Annotated in this window: 17 protein-coding genes; 10 read left to right on the forward strand and 7 right to left on the reverse strand. The window is 74.7% G+C overall.

Features of this window, described 5'->3' with window-relative positions:
- Positions 1-35: 35 nt before the first annotated feature.
- Both IE217_RS01565 and IE217_RS01570 read right to left on the reverse strand, forming a co-directional pair.
- Positions 36-995: an acyl-CoA dehydrogenase family protein gene (locus tag IE217_RS01565; protein WP_190175831.1), complete on the reverse strand. Its 960-nt coding sequence runs from the start codon at positions 993-995 to the stop codon at positions 36-38.
- A complete protein-coding gene (locus IE217_RS01570) occupies positions 995-2,134 on the reverse strand; it encodes an acyl-CoA dehydrogenase family protein (protein WP_190175832.1) in 1,140 nt (379 codons plus the stop codon). The genes IE217_RS01565 and IE217_RS01570 overlap by 1 nt, the downstream gene beginning before the upstream one ends.
- Before the next feature lie 73 nt (positions 2,135-2,207).
- Here IE217_RS01570 and IE217_RS01575 point away from each other — a divergent pair, with 73 nt between their 5' ends.
- The 3 genes from IE217_RS01575 to IE217_RS01585 are packed head-to-tail and all read left to right on the forward strand — an operon-like array spanning position 2,208 to position 4,845.
- Complete coding sequence (locus IE217_RS01575) at positions 2,208-3,002, forward strand: SDR family oxidoreductase (protein WP_190175833.1); 795 nt, start codon at positions 2,208-2,210, stop codon at positions 3,000-3,002.
- 26 nt (positions 3,003-3,028) lie between these two features.
- Positions 3,029-3,664, forward strand: a complete 636-nt coding sequence (locus tag IE217_RS01580; RefSeq protein WP_190175834.1) for a TetR/AcrR family transcriptional regulator — start codon at positions 3,029-3,031, stop codon at positions 3,662-3,664.
- Positions 3,665-3,687: 23 nt separating this feature from the next.
- Positions 3,688-4,845 carry an acetyl-CoA C-acetyltransferase gene (locus tag IE217_RS01585; protein WP_190175835.1) on the forward strand — a complete coding sequence of 386 codons (1,158 nt, stop codon included), beginning with the start codon at positions 3,688-3,690 and terminating at the stop codon, positions 4,843-4,845.
- 470 nt (positions 4,846-5,315) lie between these two features.
- Here the strand turns inward: IE217_RS01585 and IE217_RS01590 are convergent, their stop codons facing one another.
- From IE217_RS01590 to IE217_RS01605, 4 genes are read right to left on the reverse strand one after another with little or no spacing between them, the layout of a single operon-like run.
- Complete coding sequence (locus tag IE217_RS01590; RefSeq protein WP_190175836.1) at positions 5,316-6,374, reverse strand: NAD(P)H-dependent flavin oxidoreductase; 1,059 nt, start codon at positions 6,372-6,374, stop codon at positions 5,316-5,318.
- Positions 6,374-7,153 carry a CoA-transferase subunit beta gene (locus IE217_RS01595; RefSeq protein ID WP_190175837.1) on the reverse strand — a complete coding sequence of 260 codons (780 nt, stop codon included), beginning with the start codon at positions 7,151-7,153 and terminating at the stop codon, positions 6,374-6,376. Before IE217_RS01595 ends, IE217_RS01590 begins: the two co-directional genes overlap by 1 nt.
- On the reverse strand, positions 7,150-7,998 hold the full coding sequence (locus IE217_RS01600; RefSeq protein ID WP_190175838.1) for a CoA transferase subunit A: 849 nt from the start codon (positions 7,996-7,998) through the stop codon (positions 7,150-7,152). Before IE217_RS01600 ends, IE217_RS01595 begins: the two co-directional genes overlap by 4 nt.
- A gap of 5 nt (positions 7,999-8,003) precedes the next feature.
- Positions 8,004-8,747: an enoyl-CoA hydratase family protein gene (locus IE217_RS01605; RefSeq protein ID WP_190175839.1), complete on the reverse strand. Its 744-nt coding sequence runs from the start codon at positions 8,745-8,747 to the stop codon at positions 8,004-8,006.
- Between the two features lie 101 nt (positions 8,748-8,848).
- Between IE217_RS01605 and IE217_RS01610 the strand changes: the two genes are divergently transcribed.
- Together IE217_RS01610 and IE217_RS01615 are read left to right on the forward strand one after the other, a co-directional pair.
- Complete coding sequence (locus IE217_RS01610; protein ID WP_190175840.1) at positions 8,849-9,619, forward strand: SDR family oxidoreductase; 771 nt, start codon at positions 8,849-8,851, stop codon at positions 9,617-9,619.
- On the forward strand, positions 9,616-10,584 hold the full coding sequence (locus IE217_RS01615) for an SDR family oxidoreductase (RefSeq protein WP_190175841.1): 969 nt from the start codon (positions 9,616-9,618) through the stop codon (positions 10,582-10,584). The genes IE217_RS01610 and IE217_RS01615 overlap by 4 nt, the downstream gene beginning before the upstream one ends.
- A 40-nt stretch (positions 10,585-10,624) precedes the next feature.
- On the opposite strand, the gene IE217_RS01620 is transcribed toward IE217_RS01615, so the two are convergent.
- On the reverse strand, positions 10,625-11,524 hold the full coding sequence (locus IE217_RS01620) for a hypothetical protein (protein ID WP_190175842.1): 900 nt from the start codon (positions 11,522-11,524) through the stop codon (positions 10,625-10,627).
- A gap of 123 nt (positions 11,525-11,647) precedes the next feature.
- Here IE217_RS01620 and IE217_RS01625 point away from each other — a divergent pair, with 123 nt between their 5' ends.
- The 5 genes from IE217_RS01625 to IE217_RS01645 all read left to right on the forward strand — a co-directional run bounded on the left by IE217_RS01625 (position 11,648) and on the right by IE217_RS01645 (position 19,557).
- Positions 11,648-11,995, forward strand: coding sequence for a chorismate mutase (locus IE217_RS01625; protein ID WP_190175843.1), 348 nt, complete (start codon positions 11,648-11,650; stop codon positions 11,993-11,995).
- Between the two features lie 962 nt (positions 11,996-12,957).
- Positions 12,958-15,459, forward strand: coding sequence for an aminopeptidase N (gene pepN, locus IE217_RS01630; RefSeq protein ID WP_190175844.1), 2,502 nt, complete (start codon positions 12,958-12,960; stop codon positions 15,457-15,459).
- Positions 15,460-15,744: 285 nt separating this feature from the next.
- Positions 15,745-16,578: an NAD(P)H-binding protein gene (locus IE217_RS01635; protein ID WP_190175845.1), complete on the forward strand. Its 834-nt coding sequence runs from the start codon at positions 15,745-15,747 to the stop codon at positions 16,576-16,578.
- Positions 16,579-16,702: 124 nt separating this feature from the next.
- Complete coding sequence (locus IE217_RS01640; RefSeq protein WP_190175846.1) at positions 16,703-18,124, forward strand: pyridoxal phosphate-dependent decarboxylase family protein; 1,422 nt, start codon at positions 16,703-16,705, stop codon at positions 18,122-18,124.
- Entirely contained in the window at positions 18,121-19,557 is a 1,437-nt protein-coding gene (locus tag IE217_RS01645) for a lysine N(6)-hydroxylase/L-ornithine N(5)-oxygenase family protein (protein ID WP_190175847.1), read from the forward strand. The genes IE217_RS01640 and IE217_RS01645 overlap by 4 nt, the downstream gene beginning before the upstream one ends.
- Positions 19,558-19,592: the final 35 nt, after the last annotated feature.

Below are 19,592 nucleotides of genomic sequence, written 5' to 3' on the forward strand. Positions count from 1 at the left end.
CCGGTGGCCCGGGTCAGTGGTGCGGTGGCCCGGGGTCAGTGGTGCGGTGGTCCGGCGGCGAGGACGGTGGCGCGGCACTCGTGGGGCGCGCCCCAGGCGGTGCGCAGCGCGCGGGCCCTGGTGAGCCAGAGCGACAGGTCGCACTCCGCCGTGTAGCCGATCGCGCCGTGCAGTTGCAGTGCCGTACGCGCCGTCGTGTACGCCGCCTCGCAGGCCGCTGCCTTTGCGGCGGCGACGTCGGCCGGGTCCATGGTGAGCGCGGCGCCGAACAGCAGGGGCCGGGCGAACTCCAGGGCGATCCTGGCGTCGGCCAGACGGTGCTTGACGGCCTGGAAGGAGCCGATGGGCACCCCGAACTGGACGCGCCGTCCGACATGGGCGACCGTGCGGTCCAGCAGCGTGAGACCCACGCCGAGCGCCTGGGCCGCCGTGGCGAGGCGGGCCCAGTGGAGGGCGGCCGGGGGCGTGCGGGGCAGGAGCAGTTCGCCACCGGGCAGCGGAGTGGTCAGGCGGCGGGCGCGGTCCAGGCAGGGGCGCGCGTCCCGTGCGCCGGGCGCCCGCCAGACCCCGCCGTCCCTGAGGACGAGGACGACGTCGGCGGCGTCCCCGTCCAGCGCGTAGGGCGCCCCGACCGTGGCCATCGCCTTGCCCGAGGCCAGTGCGGACAGCAGCCCGGCCGCCGCGTCCGGTCCGGACCCACCGGCGAGCAGGGCGGCGGCGAGCACCGTCTCCACCAGGGGGCCGGGCACCGCGTGGCGGCCCAGTTCCACGAAGGCCACGGCCACTTCCACGGGCAGCGGTCCCACACCGCCGCAGGACTCCGGTACGGCCAGGGCGAAGACCCCCGCGTCGGCGAGGCGCGACCACAGCGCCCGCCCGGCCGTGCGGTCCCCGGCGGCCCAGGACCGCACGGCCGACGGAGTGTCCGCGGCGGACAGCATCGCGTCCAGGGAGCGGGCGAACTCGCGTTGTTCGGGGGTCGGCAGGAACCGCATCAGCGCCGTCCCCTCGGCAGGCCGAGCAGCCGCTCGGCGACGATGTCGCGCTGCACCTCGTTGGCGCCCGCGTAGATCGGCCCGGCCAGCGCGAAGACATACCCCTCGGACCACGGGCCGTCCGCGAACTGGCCCTCCTCGCCCAGCAGATCGAGGGCCGTCTCGTGCAGCGCGAGGTCCAGCTCGGACCAGAAGACCTTGTTCATGCTGGCCTCCGCGCCCACGGTGGCGCCCTCCATGAGGCGGGAGGCCTGGGCGTAGGCGGACAACTGGTAGGCGCGGGCGCCGGACAGGGCGTCGGCCACCCGGTCGCGCACGTGCTCCGGGCTGCCCAGCGTGCGCCACAGCGTGTGCAGCCGGCGCGCGGCGGCGAGGTAACGGCCGGGGGAGCGCAGGGTGAGGCCGCGTTCGCTGCCCGCCGTGGACAGCGCCACCCGCCAGCCCTCGCCGGGCTCCCCGATGACGTCCTCGTCGGGCACGAACACCTCGTCCAGGAACAGCTCGGCGAACGCGGGCCTGCCGTCGAGGCGGCCGATCGGACGGACGGTCACCCCCGGGTCCCGCAGGCCGAACATCACGTACACGAGCCCCTGATGGGGCCTGGGCGCGCCGGGATCGCCGCGGAACAGGCCGAAGGCGCGGTCGGCGAACGCCGCGCGCGAGGACCACGTCTTCAGTCCGCTCAGGAGCCAGCCGCCGTCCGCGCGCACCGCCCGGGAACGCAGCGCGGCCAGGTCGGAACCGGCCTCCGGCTCGGACCATGCCTGCGCCCAGACCACCTCGCCGGTCGCCATCGGCGGGAGCACACGCGCCCGCTGCTCGGGGGTGCCGTGCTCGAACAGGGTGGGCGCGAGCAGGCCGATGCCGTTCTGGCTCACCCGGCCGGGGGCGCCCGCCGCCCAGTACTCCTCCTCGAAGACCAGCCAGCGCATCACGTCCGCGCCCCGGCCGCCGTACTCCACGGGCCAGGAGACCACCGACCAGCGGTCCGCGGCGAGTTCGGCCTCCCAGGCGCGGTGGGCCGCGAAGCCCTCGCCGGTCTCCAGCGAGGGCAGCGGGCGCGCGGGCACATGGTCCGCCAGCCAGGCGCGCGCCTCGGCGCGGAAGGCCTCCTCGGCTGGGGAGTGGTCGAGGTCCACGGGCGGTGCGCTCCCTTCCCGGCGGTCGTGCGGCACCTTCCCTAACAAGTGTTTGGTAGGTTAGCGTGGCGGTATGACAGACGTCGAGGGTCCGGCGTACGTCCCCGGACACGGACTGCTCAGCGGGCGCACGGCCGTCGTCACCGCGGCCGCCGGCACGGGCATCGGCGGTGCCACCGCGCGCCGGTTCCTGGAGGAGGGCGCGCGGGTGCTGATCAGCGACGCGCATCCGAGGCGGCTGGAGGAGCACGCGGCGCGGCTCGCCGGGGAGTTCGGCCCCGGCCGGGTCGCCGCCACGCCCTGCGACGTGACCGACGAGGAGCAGGTGCGCGCGCTGTTCACGGCGGCTCGGGACACCCACGGCCGGCTGGACGTCCTCGTCAACAACGCGGGCCTCGGCGGCACTTCACAGCTCGTCGACATGGACGACGGGCAGTGGTCGCGCGTACTGGACGTGACACTGAACGGCACCTTCCGCTGCACCCGGGCCGCCCTGCGGCACTTCCGCGACCACCCCGGGCACGGCGGAGTGATCGTCAACAACGCCTCGGTGGTGGGCTGGCGCGCCCAGGCGGGGCAGGCGCACTACGCGGCCGCGAAGGCGGGCGTGATGGCGCTGACCCGGTGCGCGGCGATCGAGGCGGCCGCGTTCGGCGTGCGGGTCAACGCCGTCTCGCCCAGCCTCGCCATGCACCCCCACCTGGCAAGGGCGGCCCCGCCCGAACTCCTTCAGGAGCTGACCGGGCGGGAGGCCTTCGGACGGTACGCCGAGCCGTGGGAGGTGGCCAACGTCATCGTGTTCCTGGCCTCGGGCTACTCCTCGTACATGACCGGAGAGGTCGTCTCCGTCAGCAGCCAGCACGCGTGAGGGGCGGCGGCGATCACAATGGACGTGTGCCGACCAAGAAGAAGCCCCAGGTGACCGCCCCGAAGAAGCCCGCGGCGGCCGCCGCCGTCGCCCGCCGCGGCGAACTCCTCAGCACCGCCGCCGAGGTCTTCGCCGAACACGGCTACAACGCCACCACCGTCCGCAGGATCGCCGACGAGGCGGGCATGCTCGCGGGCAGCCTCTACTACCACTTCGACTCCAAGGAGTCGATGCTCGAGGAGATCCTGCGCACCTTCCTCGACGAGCTCTGGGACGGCTACGACGCCGTGCTCGGCGCGGGACTCGGGCCGCGCGAGACTCTCGAGGCCCTGGTCACCGAGTCGTTCCGGGAGATCGACCGGCACCGCGCGGCCGTCGCCATCTACCAGAAGGAGAGCAAGCAGCTCGCCGTGCAGGAGCGCTTCGCGTTCCTCGCCGAGTCGCAGCGCAGGTTCGAGAAGGCGTGGCTGTCCACGCTCCGGCGCGGCGTCACCGCCCGGGTGTTCCGGGCCGACCTCGACGTCCGGCTCACCTACCGGTTCGTCCGGGACACGGTGTGGGTCGCCGCGTCCTGGTACCGGCCCGGCGGACAGCACAGCCCCGAGGAGATCGCCCGGCAGTACCTGTCGATGGTGCTGGACGGGATCGCCGTACGCGAATAGCCCTTCTAGGAGAGGGAGTTGCCATGGTCGAGGCCTACATCGTCGAAGCGGTCCGCACACCCGTCGGACGGCGCGGGGGAGGACTGAGCGCCGTCCACCCGGCCGACCTCGGCGCCCATGTCCTCAAGGCGCTCCTCGCCCGCGCCGGCATCGACCCGGCCGCCGTCGAGGACGTCGTCTTCGGCTGCCTGGACGCCGTGGGGCCGCAGGCCGGGGACATCGCCCGGACGTGCTGGCTGGCGGCCGGACTGCCCGAGGAGGTACCGGGCGTCACCGTCGACCGGCAGTGCGGATCCTCCCAGCAGGCCGTGCACTTCGCCGCCCAGGGCGTGCTGTCGGGCACCCAGGACGTGGTGGTCGCGGGCGGCGTGCAGAACATGTCGCAGATCCCCATCGCCTACGCCACCCGGCAGGCCGCCGAACCCCTCGGCTTCACCCAGGGCCCCTTCGCCGGCAGCGAGGGCTGGCGCGCCCGCTACGGCGACCGGCCCGTCAACCAGTTCGCCGGCGCCGAGATGATCGCCGCCAAGTGGGGCATCACCCGGCACGACCAGGAGGAGTACGCCCTGCGCTCCCACCGCCGTGCCCTGCGCGCCATCGACGAGGGCCGCTTCGAGCGGGAGACGGTCCCCTACGGCGACGTCCAGGCCGACGAGGGCCCGCGCCGGGACACCTCCCTGGCCAAGATGGCCGCCCTCGCGCCCGTCGTGCCCGGCGGCACCGTCACCGCCGCCTGCTCCTCCCAGGTCTCCGACGGCGCCGCCGCCCTGCTGCTCGCCTCCGAGCGCGCGGTGCGCGAACACGGTCTGCGTCCCAGGGCCCGCGTGCACCACCTCTCGGTGCGCGGCGAGGACCCGATCCGCATGCTCACGGCGCCCATCCCGGCCACCGCGCACGCCCTGAAGAAGACCGGCCTCACCCTCGACGACATCGACCTGGTCGAGATCAACGAGGCCTTCGCCCCCGTCGTCCTCGCCTGGCTCAAGGAGACCGGCGCGGATCCGGGCAAGGTCAACGTCAACGGCGGCGCCATCGCCCTCGGCCACCCCCTCGGCGCCACCGGCGCCCGCCTGATGACCACCCTCCTGCACGAGCTGGAACGCACCGGCGGCCGCTTCGGCCTCCAGACCATGTGCGAGGGCGGCGGCCAGGCCAACGTCACCATCATCGAACGCCTCTGACGAACCTGGGCGGGTGGGCGCTGGGCCGCCGGGGCGTTGAGGCGCGGGGCACGGGGCGCTGGGGCATGGGGGGCTCGGGTCGGCTCGGTGGCCGGGGGCTGGGTGGCTGGGTCACCGGGTGGCCGGGTGGCTCGGGCCGGCTTCGGTGGCCGGGCCGCTGGGTCGCGGGGTGGCTCGGGCCGGCTTCGGTGGCCGGGCCGCTGGGTCGCCGGGTGGCTCGGGCGGTCGGCGGTCGCGTGACCCGGTGGCTCGGTCCGGCTCTGGCCGGCTTCGGGCGCCGCTCCACTCCCTGGCCCGGGCCGGCTTCGGCAGCCGGATGGCCGGGTGGCCAGGTGGCCGGGCGGGTTGGTTCGGCTTCGGGCGCCGCCCGCGCCGGCGGCCGACAGCCGAGTCACCGACTGACGCCCGCCCCGGCGGCCGACAGCCGAGTCACCGACCGGCTCGGCCGAGCCCGGCCGTCGGCGGTCGCGTCACCGCGTGGCTCCGGACGACTCCAGCCGGCGCATCACCTCCTCCGCCTCGCCCATGATCCGGTCCACCAGTTCCGCGCAGGAGGGCAGGTCGTCGATCACGCCGGTGACCTGTCCGGCGGACATCACGCCTAGGTCGGTGCGGCCGTCCACCATGGCCGACCTCAGCAGCACCGGGGTGTTCGCGGCGAGCAGCACCTGCGCCCAGGACATCGCCCGGCCGTGCCTCATGGCCCGCCCGTCCCGCACCATCGCCCGCCAGGTCAGCCCCGACACCCCGCGCAGCGCGGCCGCCCGGCGGACCGCCTCGGCCAGCGTCCGCACCCTGCCGTGCCGCTCCAGCGCCGCCACCTGCTCCGTGCGCAGCACCCGGTGCGGCAGGCCGTCCACGGCCCGGGTGACCGTGACGTCCCCGACCTCCGCCGCGAGATAGCGGGCCTTGACCGCGTACGGCACGGTCGAGTCGGACGTCAGCAGGAACCGCGTGCCCATCGCGACGCCCGCCGCCCCATACGCCAACGCCGCCACCAGGCCCCGCCCGTCGAAGAAGCCGCCCGCCGCCACCACCGGTATCCCGACCGCGTCGGCCACCTGCGGCAGCAGCACCGTGGACGCCACCGCACCGGTGTGCCCGCCGCCCTCCCAGCCCTGCACGATCACCGCGTCCGCGCCCCACGCGGCCACCTTCTCGGCGTGCCGCCGCGCCCCCACCGACGGGACGACGACCACCCCCGCCTCCTTCAGCCGGGCGATCAGCTCCCGGGACGGGGCGAGCGCGAAGGACGCCACCCGCACGCCCTCCTCGACGAGGATGCGCACCCGCTCGGCGGCGTCCTGCGCGTCGGCCCGCAGGTTCACCCCGAAGGGCGCCGTCGTACGGGACTTCACCTCCCGTATCGCCGAGCGCAGCGCGTCCGGTGTCATCGTCGCCGAGGCCAGGATGCCGAGCGCTCCCGCGTTCGCCGCCGCGGAGACCAGACGCGGTCCCGCGACCCAACCCATCCCGCTCTGCACGATCGGGTGCCGCACCCCGACCAGCCGGGTCAGCGCGGTCTCCATCAGCGCCCCGCCCCCTCGGGCACCTCACGGCCCCGCAGGCCGGCGGGGTCGATCACCTCCCGGATCAGCAGCAGTTCCTCCTCCGTGGGCTCCCGCGTGCACGGCACCTCCTCGGGGACGGCCAGCGGGAAACCGGTGGCCTCCCGCACCTCCCGGACCGTCACCCCCGGATGCACCGAGACCAGCCGCATCGACCCGTCCGGCGTACCGAAGTCGAACACCCCCAGGTCGGACACGACCCGCCGCAGGTCGTGGAAGCGGGCGGTGGCCGGATGGCGGGCCGCGTTGTCGTACCCCACCCCGCACACCATGTCGACCTTCTCCACGAAGACTCGCCGGGAGTGCCGGGGGACCCAGTAACTCGTCGGGTTGTTCAGCGTGTTGACCGGGGCGCCGCGCACGCCCAGCAGCTGCCGGCGGGGCGGGGAACCCCCGCCTATGCGGGAGATGTTCTGGTTGCCGAACCGGTCGAGCTGGCTCGCGCCCATCATCACGTGCCGCCGGCCGCCGGCGACCAGGGCGAGATGCTGCCGGTAGGGCAGCCAGCCCTCCACCGTGCCGTCCGCGCCGATCAGCAGCGCCTCGCCGTCGGTCAGCAGCAGGTCCGGCGCGAAGGTGAGCCGGGCCAGCCGCGCGCCCACCGAGGGCACCGTCCCCATCGGGCTCGCCAGGATCTCGCCCGCGCCGCGCCAGGCCTCGGCGCAGGCGATCACGCAGTACTCGGCCCGGGAGGGCGGGGCGGCCGGGGCACCGGGGGCACGGGAGGGGGAGCGGCTCACCGGTCCGCCTCCCGCCAGGACCGCACGGCCGCCCGGTAGGCCCGCTCGTCGCCGCCGAGGAACCGCTCGGCGAAGCGGGGCCACGGCGTGGTCGCGTAGTGCTTCTGGAAGGCATCGTCCCGCGCGTAGTCGGGGTCGCAGGAGGTGAAGTGCGCGCCGCTGGGCGCCTCGATCACACCGGTCACCGTGTGCCGCTTGACCAGCAGGGTCTGCACGGCGGCCGCCTTCGTCAGCTCGGCGGTGTCCACGACGCGCTCGCAGGAGACGTACGCCTCGGCGGCCGCCTCGCAGAACAGGTCGTCGAAGTACGGATCCGGCCCAAGATACTGGCCGTTGCCCCGCCGGTCCGCGCGGTTGAGGTGCACCAGCGCCGCGTCCAGCCGCAGCGCCGGCATGGCCACGAACACCTCCCCGTCCTCGTACGGCGAGGTCACCGTCCGCAGCCCGGAGCCGGGGCGCAGGACGTCCGAGCCGATTCCCGCCCGCACGGGCAGGAAGGGCAGCCGGTGCGCCGCCGCGCGCAGCCCCCACAAGAACATCGCCTCGTCGACCTCCGTCAGCTCCAGCGACCCGCTCTCCCGGGCCGCCCGGTAGTTCGGCTCCAGCGGGACCGAGTCCAGCGTCACGAAGGCGGTCACCAGTCTGCGCACCCGGCCGGCCGCCGCCAGCATGCCGACGTCCGGACCCCCGCACGACACCAGCGTCAGATCGGTGACGTCGGACCGCAACAGGGCTCTGACCAGCGCCATCGGCTTGCGGCGCGAACCCCAGCCGCCGATGCCCAGCGTCATCCCGCTGCGCAGCCGGGAGACCGCCTCGTCCGCCGTCATCATCTTGTCGGCCACCCGCCTCACCGCCCCTTCCCGCCGAAGGTGTCCCTGACCCGGTCGGCCACGCCGCTCAGCGCCGCCTCGAAGGTGAAGCCCTGCTCGAAGCGGTAGCCGCGGCGCACGTCCACCGGGTCGATGCCGTTGAGAGCCGCCTTGGCCAGCCGCACCAGCTCCCCGTCCTTGGCCGCGATCTCACCGGCCAGCTCCAGCGCCGCGGCCCGCAGTTCCTCCCGCGCCACCACCCGCCACACCGAGCCGTGCGCGTGCAGCTGAGCCGCCGTCACCGTGCGCGCCGTGTAGTACAGGGCGCGCAGCAGATGCGGGGGGACCAGCCGGGCCAGGTGCGTGGCCGCGCCCAGCGCGCCCCGGTCCAGCTCGGGCAGGCCGAAGATGGCCTCCTCGCTCGCCACGATCGCGTCCGCGTTGCCCACCAGGCCTATGCCGCCGCCCAGGCAGTGGCCGTGCACCGCCGCGACCACGGGCACCTCGCAGTCGTACACCGCGCCGAAGGCGTCCGCGCACCCCCGGTTGGCTCCGAGCAGGGCGCTGTGGCCGCCCGCCTGTATCTCCTTGATGTCCACGCCCGCGTTGAACCCGCGGCCCTCGGCGGCCAGCACGACGCAGCGCGTCCGCCGGTCGCGGCCGGCCGAGCGCACCGCGTCGGCCAGCGCGAACCACCCGCTCACCGGCAGGGCGTTGACCGGCGGGAAGTCGACCGTGACCACGGAAATCCCGCTTTCCGCGGTCGTGAGGGAGACACCCATGGGCGCATCAGCTACCTTCACTCACGTGGTATTCCACCAAACATTTGTTAGGTGCGAAGTCCTTCGAAGCTAGCAGCAGCACGAACCGAGCGGGAGGCCCTGTGGAAAACTCGCCCCACCCGCCGCTCAGCGGGAAAACCGTGGTCGTCACGGGCGGCACCCGAGGCGTCGGCGCCGGGATCGCCCGCGCCTTCGCCGCGGCCGGCGCCCAGGTCGTGGCCTGCGCCCGCAGACCCCCCGGAACCCCGCTGCCCGGCGTCGCGTTCACCCCCTGCGACCTGCGCGACCCACCCGCCGTGCGCGCCTTCTTCGACGCGCTGCCCCGGCTCGACGTCCTGGTCAACAACGCGGGCGGAGCGCCGTACCGTCTGCTGGCCGACGCGGACGCCGAACGGCACGCACGGGTGATCGAGCTGAACCTCCTCACCCCGCTGACCGCCTCCCTCGCCGCCCGCGCCCACCTCGCCCGCACCCGCGGCTGCGTCGTCATGGTCGGCAGCGTCAGCGGCACCCGGCCCTCGCCCGGCACGGCCGCCTACGGCGCCGCGAAGGCCGGACTGGAGAACCTCGCCCGCTCCATGGCCGTCGAGTGGGCCCCCGACATCCGCGTCAACACCCTCGTCGTCGGCCCGGTCCGCACCGAGCTGTCCCACCTCCACTACGGCGACGAGGAAGGCATCGCGGCCGTCGGCCGCACCATCCCCCTCGGACGTATGGCCGCGCCCGCCGACGTCGGGGCCGCCGCCGTCTTCCTCGCCTCCGACGCGGCCGCCTACATCAGCGGGGCGAGCCTGCTCGTGCACGGCGGTGGGGAGCGGCCGGCGTTCCTGGCCGCCGCGACCGTCAACAAGGAGAAAGGAAAGGGCCGATGAGCGGAATCTGCGACGGCCGGGTCGTCGTGATCACCGGCGCCGGCCGCGGACTGGGCCGCGCCCACGCGCTCGCCTTCGCCGCCGAGGGCGCCCGCGTCGTCGTCAACGACCTCGACGTACGCCTCGACGGCCGCCGCCCCGGCGCCGGGGCGGAAGGGGACGGCGACGGCACGTCCGCGGAGGGCGGGCGGACGGGGCGGGACGGCGCGGCCGCCCGGGTCGTCGCCGAGATCCGGGCCGCGGGCGGTGAGGCGGTGGCGCACACGGGGGACGTCGCCGGCACCGAGGGCGCGGCCTCCCTGATCCGCACCGCGCTGGACGCCTACGGCCGGCTGGACACCCTCGTCAACAACGCCGGGTTCCTGCGCGACCGGATGCTCGTCAACCTCGACGAGGACGACTGGGACGCCGTGATGCGCGTCCATCTCAAGGGCCACTTCCTGCCGTTGCGGCACGCGGCCGCGCACTGGCGGGCCGAGACCAAGGCGGGGCGGACGCCGGTCGCCCGCGTCGTCAACACCAGCAGCGGCGCCGGACTGCTCGGGTCGCTCGGCCAGGCCAACTACAGCGCGGCCAAGGCCGGAATCGCAGGCCTCACCCTGGTCGCCGCCGCCGAACTCGCCCGCTACGGCGTCCAGGTCAACGCGATAGCGCCGGCCGCCCGCACGCGGATGACCGAGCACACCTTCGCCGAGACCATGGCCGCGCCCGCCACCGCCGGCTTCGACGCGATGGCGCCGTCCAACGTCTCCCCGCTCGTCGTCTGGCTCGGTTCCGCGGCCGCCGCGGGCGTCACCGGCCGGGTCTTCGAGACGGAGGCCGGCCGGATCACCGTCATGGAGGGCTGGCACCCCGGCCCCACCGCCGACAAGGGCGCCCGCTGGTCCCCGGCCGAGGCGGGGGAGGCGGTGCGCGAACTGCTCGCCGAGGCGCGGGCACCGGAGCGGGTGTACGGCACGCGGTGAGCGCTCCGGTCGGGTGGCGCTCCGGTCAGGTGCGCTCAGGTCAGGTGTCGCACTCCAGCACCGTCCGGCACAGCGCGCACCGCGCCCGCATCCGGCCCCGCACCGGCACCCTGATCCGCTGGTGGCAGGTCGGGCAGGGGAAGGAGACCCGCAGTGGTTCGTGCCCGGCCGCCGTGAAGGAGTACGGCACTCCGGACGGGGCGAGCTGAGCGCGGCCGTGCTCCTGGGCGTGCCGCCGGTCGCGTGCGTAGCGGCGGCGGCCCGCCCAGCCCGCCGCCGTCAACGGCGGCTGCTGCTCGTCGCGGCGGGCCCGCGCCATTCCCTTGACGTACGCCTCGTACGCCTGCGGGCTGGTGAACCACGTCGAGGGGTCCTCGCCGAAGAACAACGCCCGCTTGGCGATGACGTAGCCGAACTCCTCCGGAGTGAGGTAGCCGAGCTTCTGCGACGCCGAGCCGTGCTCGCGGAAGGCGTCCAGCAGCAGCCAGCCCGCGCCCAGGTAGGCGGCGGCGGTGTCGGTGAGGATCTCGTTGTCGCGGACGCCGGGGAAGGACAGGTCCAGGCGGTGCAGGTAGACGTGCATCACCTCGTGCGCCAGGGCCGCGCCGATGTCCTCGCGGTGGGTGCGGAAGCGGTCGTTCAGCTCGACGAAGTACTCGGGGCCCGCGGCCAGCTCGACGTTGGCCGCGTGCTTCATCTCGCGGAAGCTGACGATCAGGCGGGCGTCCGGCAGCCGGTAGTGGCGCACCAGCTCCCCGGCCACGCGCTGGGCGCCCAGATGCAGGTCGTCGGTGTCGCAGAAGGCCACGTCGGCCGGGGGCACGCTGGTCGAGAACGTGCGGACGGTGTCGTACGACAGCCGCTTGTAGAGCGCCGTGATCGCGGCGCGCACCGTGTCCAGGTGCGGGAACCCGTGCTCGACCGGTCCGTCGTCCGCCACGTCCGTACCCCCAAAGACGCCGCCCAGAGCTCCTTCCCACTTTATGCGCAGTACGGCGGGTTTCGGCCCCGCGGCAGGTCCGCCCATGATCGGACCGGCGTCCACCCCGTAGGGTTGGCGCCCATGACCACCAGCAGCACCGGTACCGGTGAAGTCGACCCCGCGGTCCTCGCGGAGCTCACGCGGCTGCGCGACAGCATCGACAACATCGACGCGGCCGTCGTCCACATGCTCGCGGAGCGGTTCAAGGCGACCCAGCAGGTCGGCCACCTCAAGGCCGCCCACCGGCTGCCGCCGGCCGACCCTGCCCGTGAGGGCCGCCAGATCGCCCGCCTGCGCGCCCTCGCCGAGGACGCCAAACTGGACCCGGCCTTCGCCGAGAAGTTCCTCAACTTCATCGTCGCCGAGGTGATCCGCCACCACGAACGCATCGCCGAAACCGCCCCGGGCACCACCCCGCCGGCCGGCTGACGGGCACGGCGTCGTCCCGCGCGGGGAGTCCCACGGGCCGCGCGGTACTGGTCGGGGAGCGGGCCACCCGGTCCTCGCCACGCGGCCGGCGCGGGCCCAGCAGGGGGTGCGGGGACACTGGGGATCGTCCCCGCGCAGAAACCACGTTGCCCCGCGGCGTTGCTGCCCGGAGTGCCACGTCGTCCCCGCACGGGGGACGCGATTCCCCGCGCGGTTCGCGCGCGGCGAGCACGACGTCCCGCTGCCGGCACAGCGGCCGCGCCCGGGGCGCGCAGCGCCAAGCACCACCCCCGCGCCGACAGCGCGGACTCCGGCACCGCGCTCCCGCGCGCGGGAAGCGCGCCCCGCCACCCACCCCGCGCGGGCAGCACGTGCCCAGCACAGCCGCCGCGCGGGCAGACGTCGCCAAGCACGCCCCCGCGGGAAGGGTGCCGTTCCAGCCCGCCCTGCGCGTTAAGCGCACGCGCTGCTTGCCGGCACAGCCCGCGCGCGAAGCGCGGCCCCCGCCCGGCAAGCGCGCCGCCGCCCACCCCGCGCGGGCGGACGCAGCCCCAAGCACGCCCCCGCGCGGGAAGCGCGCTGCCGGCCCGGAGTGAGAGGCGTACGCCGTGCCGCCTCCCGGCACAGCCGCCGCTCGGGCAGACGCAGCCTCAAGCGCGCCCCCGCGCGGCAGCGCGTCCCCGCACCGCCCCGCGTGCGAAGCACGCGCCCCCGCGCGGGAAGCGTGACGCCGTACGTCACCCGGCACGGGCAGTGCCGGATACCACCGCATACCGCCCCGCGCTGCATGTGCGCCCCCGCCTCACCCCGCGCGGGCGGCGCCCCGCCCCGCCCCGCCCCGCCTCGCGCGCCGTGCGGGAAGCGCATCGCGCCCCCGAGCGCGCCCCGGTCTGTGCGTGGCGGGTTTCCTGTCGGTGAAACCCCCTCGTGGTGGGTCGGTGGGATCGGGCAGCATGGCCTGCATGTCCGTACTCACGCGCGACGAAGCGCAGATCCGTGCCCAGCTCCTCGACGTCCACCACTACAGCGTCGACCTCGACCTGACCGTCGGGGACGACACCTTCGGCTCCCTGACCGCGATCCGGTTCACCGTGCGTGCCGGCCAGGACGTCACGGACACCTTCGTCGAGCTCAAGCCCGCCCAGCTGCGCTCCGCCACCCTCGACGGACAGCCCCTCGACCCCGGCGGTCTCGTCGAGAACCGCCTGCCGCTGAAGAACCTCACCCCGGGCGAGCACGAACTGCGCGTCGACGCCTCGATGCGCTACTCCCGCACCGGCGAGGGCATGCACCGTTTCACCGACCCCGCCGACGGCGAGAGCTACGTCTACACCCAGCTCTTCCTCGACGACGTCCAGCGCGTCTTCGCCGCCTTCGACCAGCCCGACCTCAAGGCCGTCTTCGACCTCACCGTGAAGGCGCCCGAGGGCTGGACCGTCCTCGCCAACGGCGTCACCGAGCACACCGGCGACGGCGTCTGGAAGGCCGCCGCCACCCCCCGTATCTCCACCTACCTGGCCGCCGTCGCCGCGGGCCCCTGGCACTCGGTCCGCACCGAGCACCGCGGCCTGCCCTTCGGCATCCACTGCCGCCGTTCCCTCGCCCCGCACCTCGACGCGGACGCCGACGAGATCCTCGACGTCACCCGCGCCTGCTTCGACCGCTACCACGAGAAGTTCGACGAGCCCTACCCCTTCGACTCCTACGACCAGGCGTTCGTCCCCGAGTTCAACGCCGGCGCCATGGAGAACCCGGGCCTGGTCACCTTCAGCGAGGAGTTCGTCCACCGCTCCGCCGTCACCGACACCGAACGGCAGACCCGCGCGGTGGTCGTCGCCCACGAGATGGCCCACATGTGGTTCGGCAACGTCGTCACCCTCAAGTGGTGGGACGACATCTGGCTGAACGAGTCCTTCGCCGAGTACATGGGCTACCAGATCGTCACCGAGGTCACCCGCTTCACCGACACCTGGACCGAGTTCGGCGTCTCCCGCAAGGCCTGGGGCTACGACGCCGACCAGCGTCCCTCCACCCACCCCGTCGCCCCCGAGGCCGTGGACGACACCGCCTCCGCCCTGCTCAACTTCGACGGCATCTCCTACGCCAAGGGCGCCTCCGCCCTGCGCCAGCTGGTCGCCTGGCTCGGCGAGAAGGACTTCCTCGCCGGCATCAACACCCACTTCGCCCGGCACCGGTTCGCCAACGCCGCCCTCGCCGACTTCATCGACTCCCTCGCCTCCGCCACCGACCGCGACGTCCACGCCTGGGCCGACGCCTGGCTGCGCACCACCGGCGTCGACACCCTCACCCCGCGCGTCACCCCCGCCGCCGACGGCACCTGCGTCCTCACCGTCGACCACCGAGGCAGCCGCCCCCACCGCATCGCCGCGGGCCTGTACGACCCCGACCTCACCGACGAGGGCCGCCTCGCCCTGCGCACCCGCCTCGACCTCGACGTCCCGCAGGCCGAACCCCACCCCATCGGCAAGCGCCCCGCGCTGCTCCTGCTCAACGACGTCGACCTCACCTACGCCAAGGTCCGCTTCGACGCCGACTCCTTCCGCGCCGTCCGCGACCACCTCTCGGGCCTGCCCGACCCGCTGACCCGCGCCATCGTGTGGAACGCGCTCCGGGACGCCGTCCGCGACGGCGAACTGCCCCCCACCGCCTACCTGGACGCCGCCCGCGCCCACCTGCCCCACGAGACCGACCTCGCCCTCGCCGAGGCCGTCCTCGCCTTCGCCCGCGTCCACATCGCCGACCGCTACCTCACCCCCGAGCAGCGGCCCGCCGCCCTCGCCACCCTCGCCGACCTGTGCCGCGACCTCATCCGCCGCACCGAGGACGGCGACAATCCCGGCCTGCGTCTGATCGCCGTACGCCAGTTCATCGACGTGGCGGCCCACCCCGACACCATCGCCGCCTGGCTCGCCGACGGCACCGTCCCCGGCGGCCCCGAACTCGACCCCGAGCTGCGCTGGCGCGTCCTGTCCCGGCTCGCCGTCCTCGGCGCCACCGACGAGGCTGCCATCGCCGCCGAACTCGAACGCGACCCCTCCGCCACCGGACAGGAGGGCGCCGCACGCTGCCGCGCGGCCCTGCCCGACCCGGAGGCCAAGCGCGCCGCCTGGGAGGCGATGTTCACCGACGACGAGAGCGCCGACCTGTCCAACTACCTCTTCGCCGCCACCGCCCAGGGCTTCTGGCAGCCCGAACAGGCCGATCTCGTACGGGAGTACGTGCCGCGCTACTACGACGCCGTGGTCGCCGTCGCCGCCCGCCGCGGGCCCGCCATCGCCCGCGCCGCCGGGCAATGGGCCTTCCCCGCCCACGCCGTCGACGCCGGCCACCTGAGCCTCGGCCAGGCCTGCCTGCGCGACGGCGACCCCACGCCCGCGCTGCGCCGCAGGCTCGTCGACCAGCTCGACGACCTGGCACGGGCCCTGCGCGTCAGGGAGGCGTGACACGGCAGGAGCACTACGGGATACGGGAGTGCGACACGAGTACGACGGGAGTGCCAGGCCAGCACGACGGGAGCGCCAGGCGAGTACGACGAGTGGCACTGCGGGGTACGGCACGAGCACGCCAGGGAAGGGAACCGGCCACGCCCGGACCGCCCACCGCGCGGCGGCCCGGCCGTCCTTCTAGGCTCGGGCCCCCGGGACCCGGGGCGCCGGGAACGGCCGGCGGCCACCGGTGAGGCACGACCGGTCCCGGACCCGACCAGGCCCAGCCAGGAAGGCAGACCCGTGATCGTAGTGACCGGCGCGACCGGCAACGTCGGACGCGCCCTCGTCGACCGTCTCCTCGCCGCCGACCGGCCCGTACGGGCGCTGACGCGCGACCCGCTGCGGGCAGGCCTGCCCGAGCGGGCCGAAGTGGTCCGCCACCGCCCCGACGACCCGAGGTCCCTGTTCGCCGGGGCCGGCGCCCTCTTCCTCTACGCCCAGGCCGGCGGCGAGCGGACCGCCGAACTGCTGCGCGCCGCCCGCGAGGCCGGCGTCCGGCACGTCGTGATGCTCTCCTCGGCCATCATCGCCGAGGGCGCCGACGAGACCCACCCCATCCACGTCATGCACGCCACCGTCGAGCGCCAGGTCCGCGAGAGCGGGCTGGACTGGACGTTCCTGCGGCCCGGCGCCTTCGCCGCCAACGCCCTGCACTGGGCGCCGCAGATCCGCGCCGGGAACACCGTCCGGGGCGTCTTCGCCGACGCCCTGACCGCGCCCGTCCACGAGGACGACATCGCAGCCGTCGCCGAGCGCGCCCTCCTCGACGGCGGTCACGAGGGCGCCGTCCACCGCCTCACCGGCCCCGAGGCCATCACCAACGCCGAGCAGGTCGCCACCCTCGGCCAGGCCCTCGGCCGCACGCTGGCCTACACCGAGATCCCGCCGGGCGAGGCCGCCGCCGCTCTCTACCCCGGCCTGCCCCCGCACCTGGTGCAGGCCCTCATGAAGACCTTCGAGGCCACCGTCGGCGTACCCCCGGAGATCACCGGCACCGTCGAGAAGATCACCGGCACCCCGGCCCGCACCTTCGCCCAGTGGGCCGCGTCCCACACGGCCGACTTCCGCTCCTGACGGCCAACACCGCCTCCAGACACGCCAGTACACACTTTCGGGTTCGATCGTCCGGCTTCCGGGCGCGTCGCGCCCTCTTGCGTCCAAGCTGGAAGTCCCTGCCCCCGAGCCACGGGAGACAGCCATGGACACCCCGCCCCCGGACGCCCCCGCTCCCCGCCCCGCACCCCCGGCACACCCCGGTTCCGCCCCTCTCGCCTCCGGGCCCGAGGGGCCCCGGGCCCTGCGCCCGCTGCTCGAGGCCGTTCTCGACGCCCTCGACAGCGGTCGCCGGGCCCGCGGCGGGCCGCTGCCCGCAGGGGGCCCCGAGGCGGTCGCCGCCCGTGTCCGGGACGCCCTCGGCGACGTCCTGCCCGACCACGGCGACCCCGACGCCCTGCGCGCCCTCGTCCACGCCCTCGCCGAGGGCGCCGCCGACCCCGCCGACCCGCTGTGCGCGGCACACCTGCACTGCCCGCCCCTCGCCGTCGCCACCGCCGCCGACCTCGCCGTCAGCGCCCTCAACCCCTCCCTGGACTCCTGGGACCAGGCGCCCGCCGCGGGCGAACTGGAAGCCGTCGTGGCCCGCGAACTGGCCCACGAGACCGGCCTCGCCGACGCCGTCGTCACCACCGGCGGCACCGAGTCGAACCACCTCGCCCTCCTCCTCGCCCGCGAGACCAACGGCGGCCACGTCCGCCTCGTCCACGGCGCCAACGCCCACCACTCCCTGCCCCGCGCCGCCTGGCTCCTCGGCCTGCCCGAACCCGTGGTCGTCCCCGCCCCCTCCGGCACCATCGACCTAGCCGCCCTCCACAGCGCCCTCACCGACCTCGCCGGCCCCCGCGGCTCCCTCCTCGTCACCGCCACCGCCGGCACCACCGACGCCGGACTGATCGACCCGCTGCCCGAGATCGCGGGCCTGTGCGCCGCCCACGGCGCCCGTCTCCACATCGACGCGGCCCACGGCGGCGGCCTGATCTTCAGCGACCGTCACCGCGACAAGCTCACCGGACTCGAAGCCGCCCACACCGTCACCCTCGACCTGCACAAACTGGGCTGGCAGCCCGTCGCCGCGGGCCTCCTCGCCGTCCGCCACCCCTGCGACCTCGCCGTCCTCGGCCAGCGAGCCGACTACCTCAACGCCGCCGACGACACCGAGGCAGGCCTGCCCGACCTCCTCGGCCGCTCCCTGCGCACCACCCGCCGACCCGACATCCTCAAGATCGCCGTCACCCTCAAGACCCTCGGCCGCGGCGGCCTCGGCGCCCTCGTCGACACCGTCTGCGCCCGCGCCCGCGAACTCGCCGACCTCGTCCGCGAGCACCCCGGCCTCGAGCTCTACGACCGGCCCACCATCAGCACCGTCCTCTTCAGGCCCACCGGTGCCACCGACGACGACGTCGCCGCCGTGCGCCGCAAACTCCTCACCGAGGGCCGCGCCGTCCTCGGCCGCGCCCGCCTGGACGGCCGGCTCTGGCTCAAGGCCACCCTCCTCAACCCCGAAATCCGGCCCGACGACCTGGCCGTCCTGCTGAAACTGGTGGAAGGAAGCACCCCCCGATGACCCCGCCCCCCAACCCCCCACTCCAGGCGCCCGAAACACCCCGCGACCTCGTCGGCATCGGCATCGGCCCCTTCAACCTCTCCCTCGCCGCCCTCGCCCACCCCCTCACCACCCTCGACGCCGTCTTCTACGACCAGCGTCCCGGCTTCACCTGGCACCCGGGCCTGCTCATCGACGGCGCCCGCGTCCAGGTCCCCTTCCTCGCCGACCTCGTCACCCTCGCCGACCCCGCGAGCCCCTGGACGTTCCTCAACTACCTCAAGTCCCGCGACCGCCTCTTCCCCTTCTACTTCGCCGAACGGCTCCACATCCACCGCGCCGAATACGACGCCTACTGCCGCTGGGTCGCGGACCGGCTCCCCGCACTCCACTTCGGCCACCAGGTCGACGCCGTCCGCTGGAACCCCGAACGCGACGTCTTCGAGGTCGACTTCACCCAGCTCGACGCCGACGGCGAGGCGGAGGCCCTCGGCCGCACCTACACGCGGAACATCGTCCTCGGCATCGGCACCCGGCCCCACGTCCCCGAACCCCTCAGACCCCTCGCCGAAACCCCCGGCGTCCCCGTCCTCCACGCCGCCGACTACCTCTTCCACCGCGAAGCCCTCCTCGCGGCCGGCCACGTCACCGTCGTCGGCTCGGGACAGTCCGGCGCCGAGATCTTCCTCGACCTGCTACGCCACCGCCCCGCCGGCCGCGAGGGGCTGCACTGGATCGGCCGCACCCCGGCCTTCGCCCCCATGGAGTACTCCAAGCTCGGCCTGGAGCACTTCACCCCCGACTACACCCGCTACTTCCACGCCCTGCCCGAATCGGTCCGCGACCGCCTCCTGCCCACCCAGTGGCAGCTGAACAAGGGGATCGACGCCACCACCCTCGCCGCCATCCACGACGAGCTCTACCGGCGCACCCTCCACGGCGGCTGGCCCGACGCCGTCCTCACCCCCGGCGTCCGCGTCCGCACCGCGGGCCGCCTCGCCACCACCCAGGTCGAACTGCACCTCGAGCACCTCCAGCAGGGCACCCGCACCCGCCTCACCACCGACGCGGTCGTCCTCGCCACCGGCTACCGAGAACGCCCCCTCACCCCCCTCCTCGCCGGACTCGACCCCTACGTGCGCCGCGACAGCCGCGAACGCCCCCGCGTCGACGAGCACTTCCGCCTCGTCCTCGACCCCTCCGTCACCGCCACCGGCTGCCACGCCTACGTCCAGAACGCCGAACTCCACACCCACGGCGTCGGCACCCCCGACCTCGGCCTCGCCGCCTGGCGCAGCGCCACCATCCTCAACTCCGTCACGGGCACGGACCCCTACCCGCTGCCCGCCCGCACCGCCTTCACCACCTTCGGCCTCGAGCAGGGACGGCCCCAGATCCCGCCCACCCGCCGGTTCAGGGCACTCACCCCCCTGGCCGACGGAAACGGAATCTGAGGCCGCTTCCCGGTCCGAAGACCCGCGTGTGAGAA

This window comes from Streptomyces naganishii JCM 4654 (assembly GCF_014650575.1).
GTDB classification, from domain to species: Bacteria; Actinomycetota; Actinomycetes; order Streptomycetales; family Streptomycetaceae; genus Streptomyces; species Streptomyces naganishii.

Bases quoted from the DNA above. Each gene is read 5' to 3' on its own strand.
- IE217_RS01565 (WP_190175831.1), bottom strand. From the start codon at position 995: ATGCGGTTCCTGCCGACCCCCGAACAACGCGAGTTCGCCCGCTCCCTG.
- IE217_RS01575 (WP_190175833.1), top strand. From the start codon at position 2,208: ATGACAGACGTCGAGGGTCCGGCGTACGTCCCCGGACACGGACTGCTC.
- IE217_RS01585 (WP_190175835.1), top strand. From the start codon at position 3,688: ATGGTCGAGGCCTACATCGTCGAAGCGGTCCGCACACCCGTCGGACGG.
- IE217_RS01590 (WP_190175836.1), bottom strand. From the start codon at position 6,374: ATGGAGACCGCGCTGACCCGGCTGGTCGGGGTGCGGCACCCGATCGTG.
- IE217_RS01605 (WP_190175839.1), bottom strand. From the start codon at position 8,747: ATGGGTGTCTCCCTCACGACCGCGGAAAGCGGGATTTCCGTGGTCACG.
- IE217_RS01615 (WP_190175841.1), top strand. From the start codon at position 9,616: ATGAGCGGAATCTGCGACGGCCGGGTCGTCGTGATCACCGGCGCCGGC.
- IE217_RS01625 (WP_190175843.1), top strand. From the start codon at position 11,648: ATGACCACCAGCAGCACCGGTACCGGTGAAGTCGACCCCGCGGTCCTC.
- pepN (WP_190175844.1), top strand. From the start codon at position 12,958: ATGTCCGTACTCACGCGCGACGAAGCGCAGATCCGTGCCCAGCTCCTC.
- IE217_RS01640 (WP_190175846.1), top strand. From the start codon at position 16,703: ATGGACACCCCGCCCCCGGACGCCCCCGCTCCCCGCCCCGCACCCCCG.
- IE217_RS01645 (WP_190175847.1), top strand. From the start codon at position 18,121: ATGACCCCGCCCCCCAACCCCCCACTCCAGGCGCCCGAAACACCCCGC.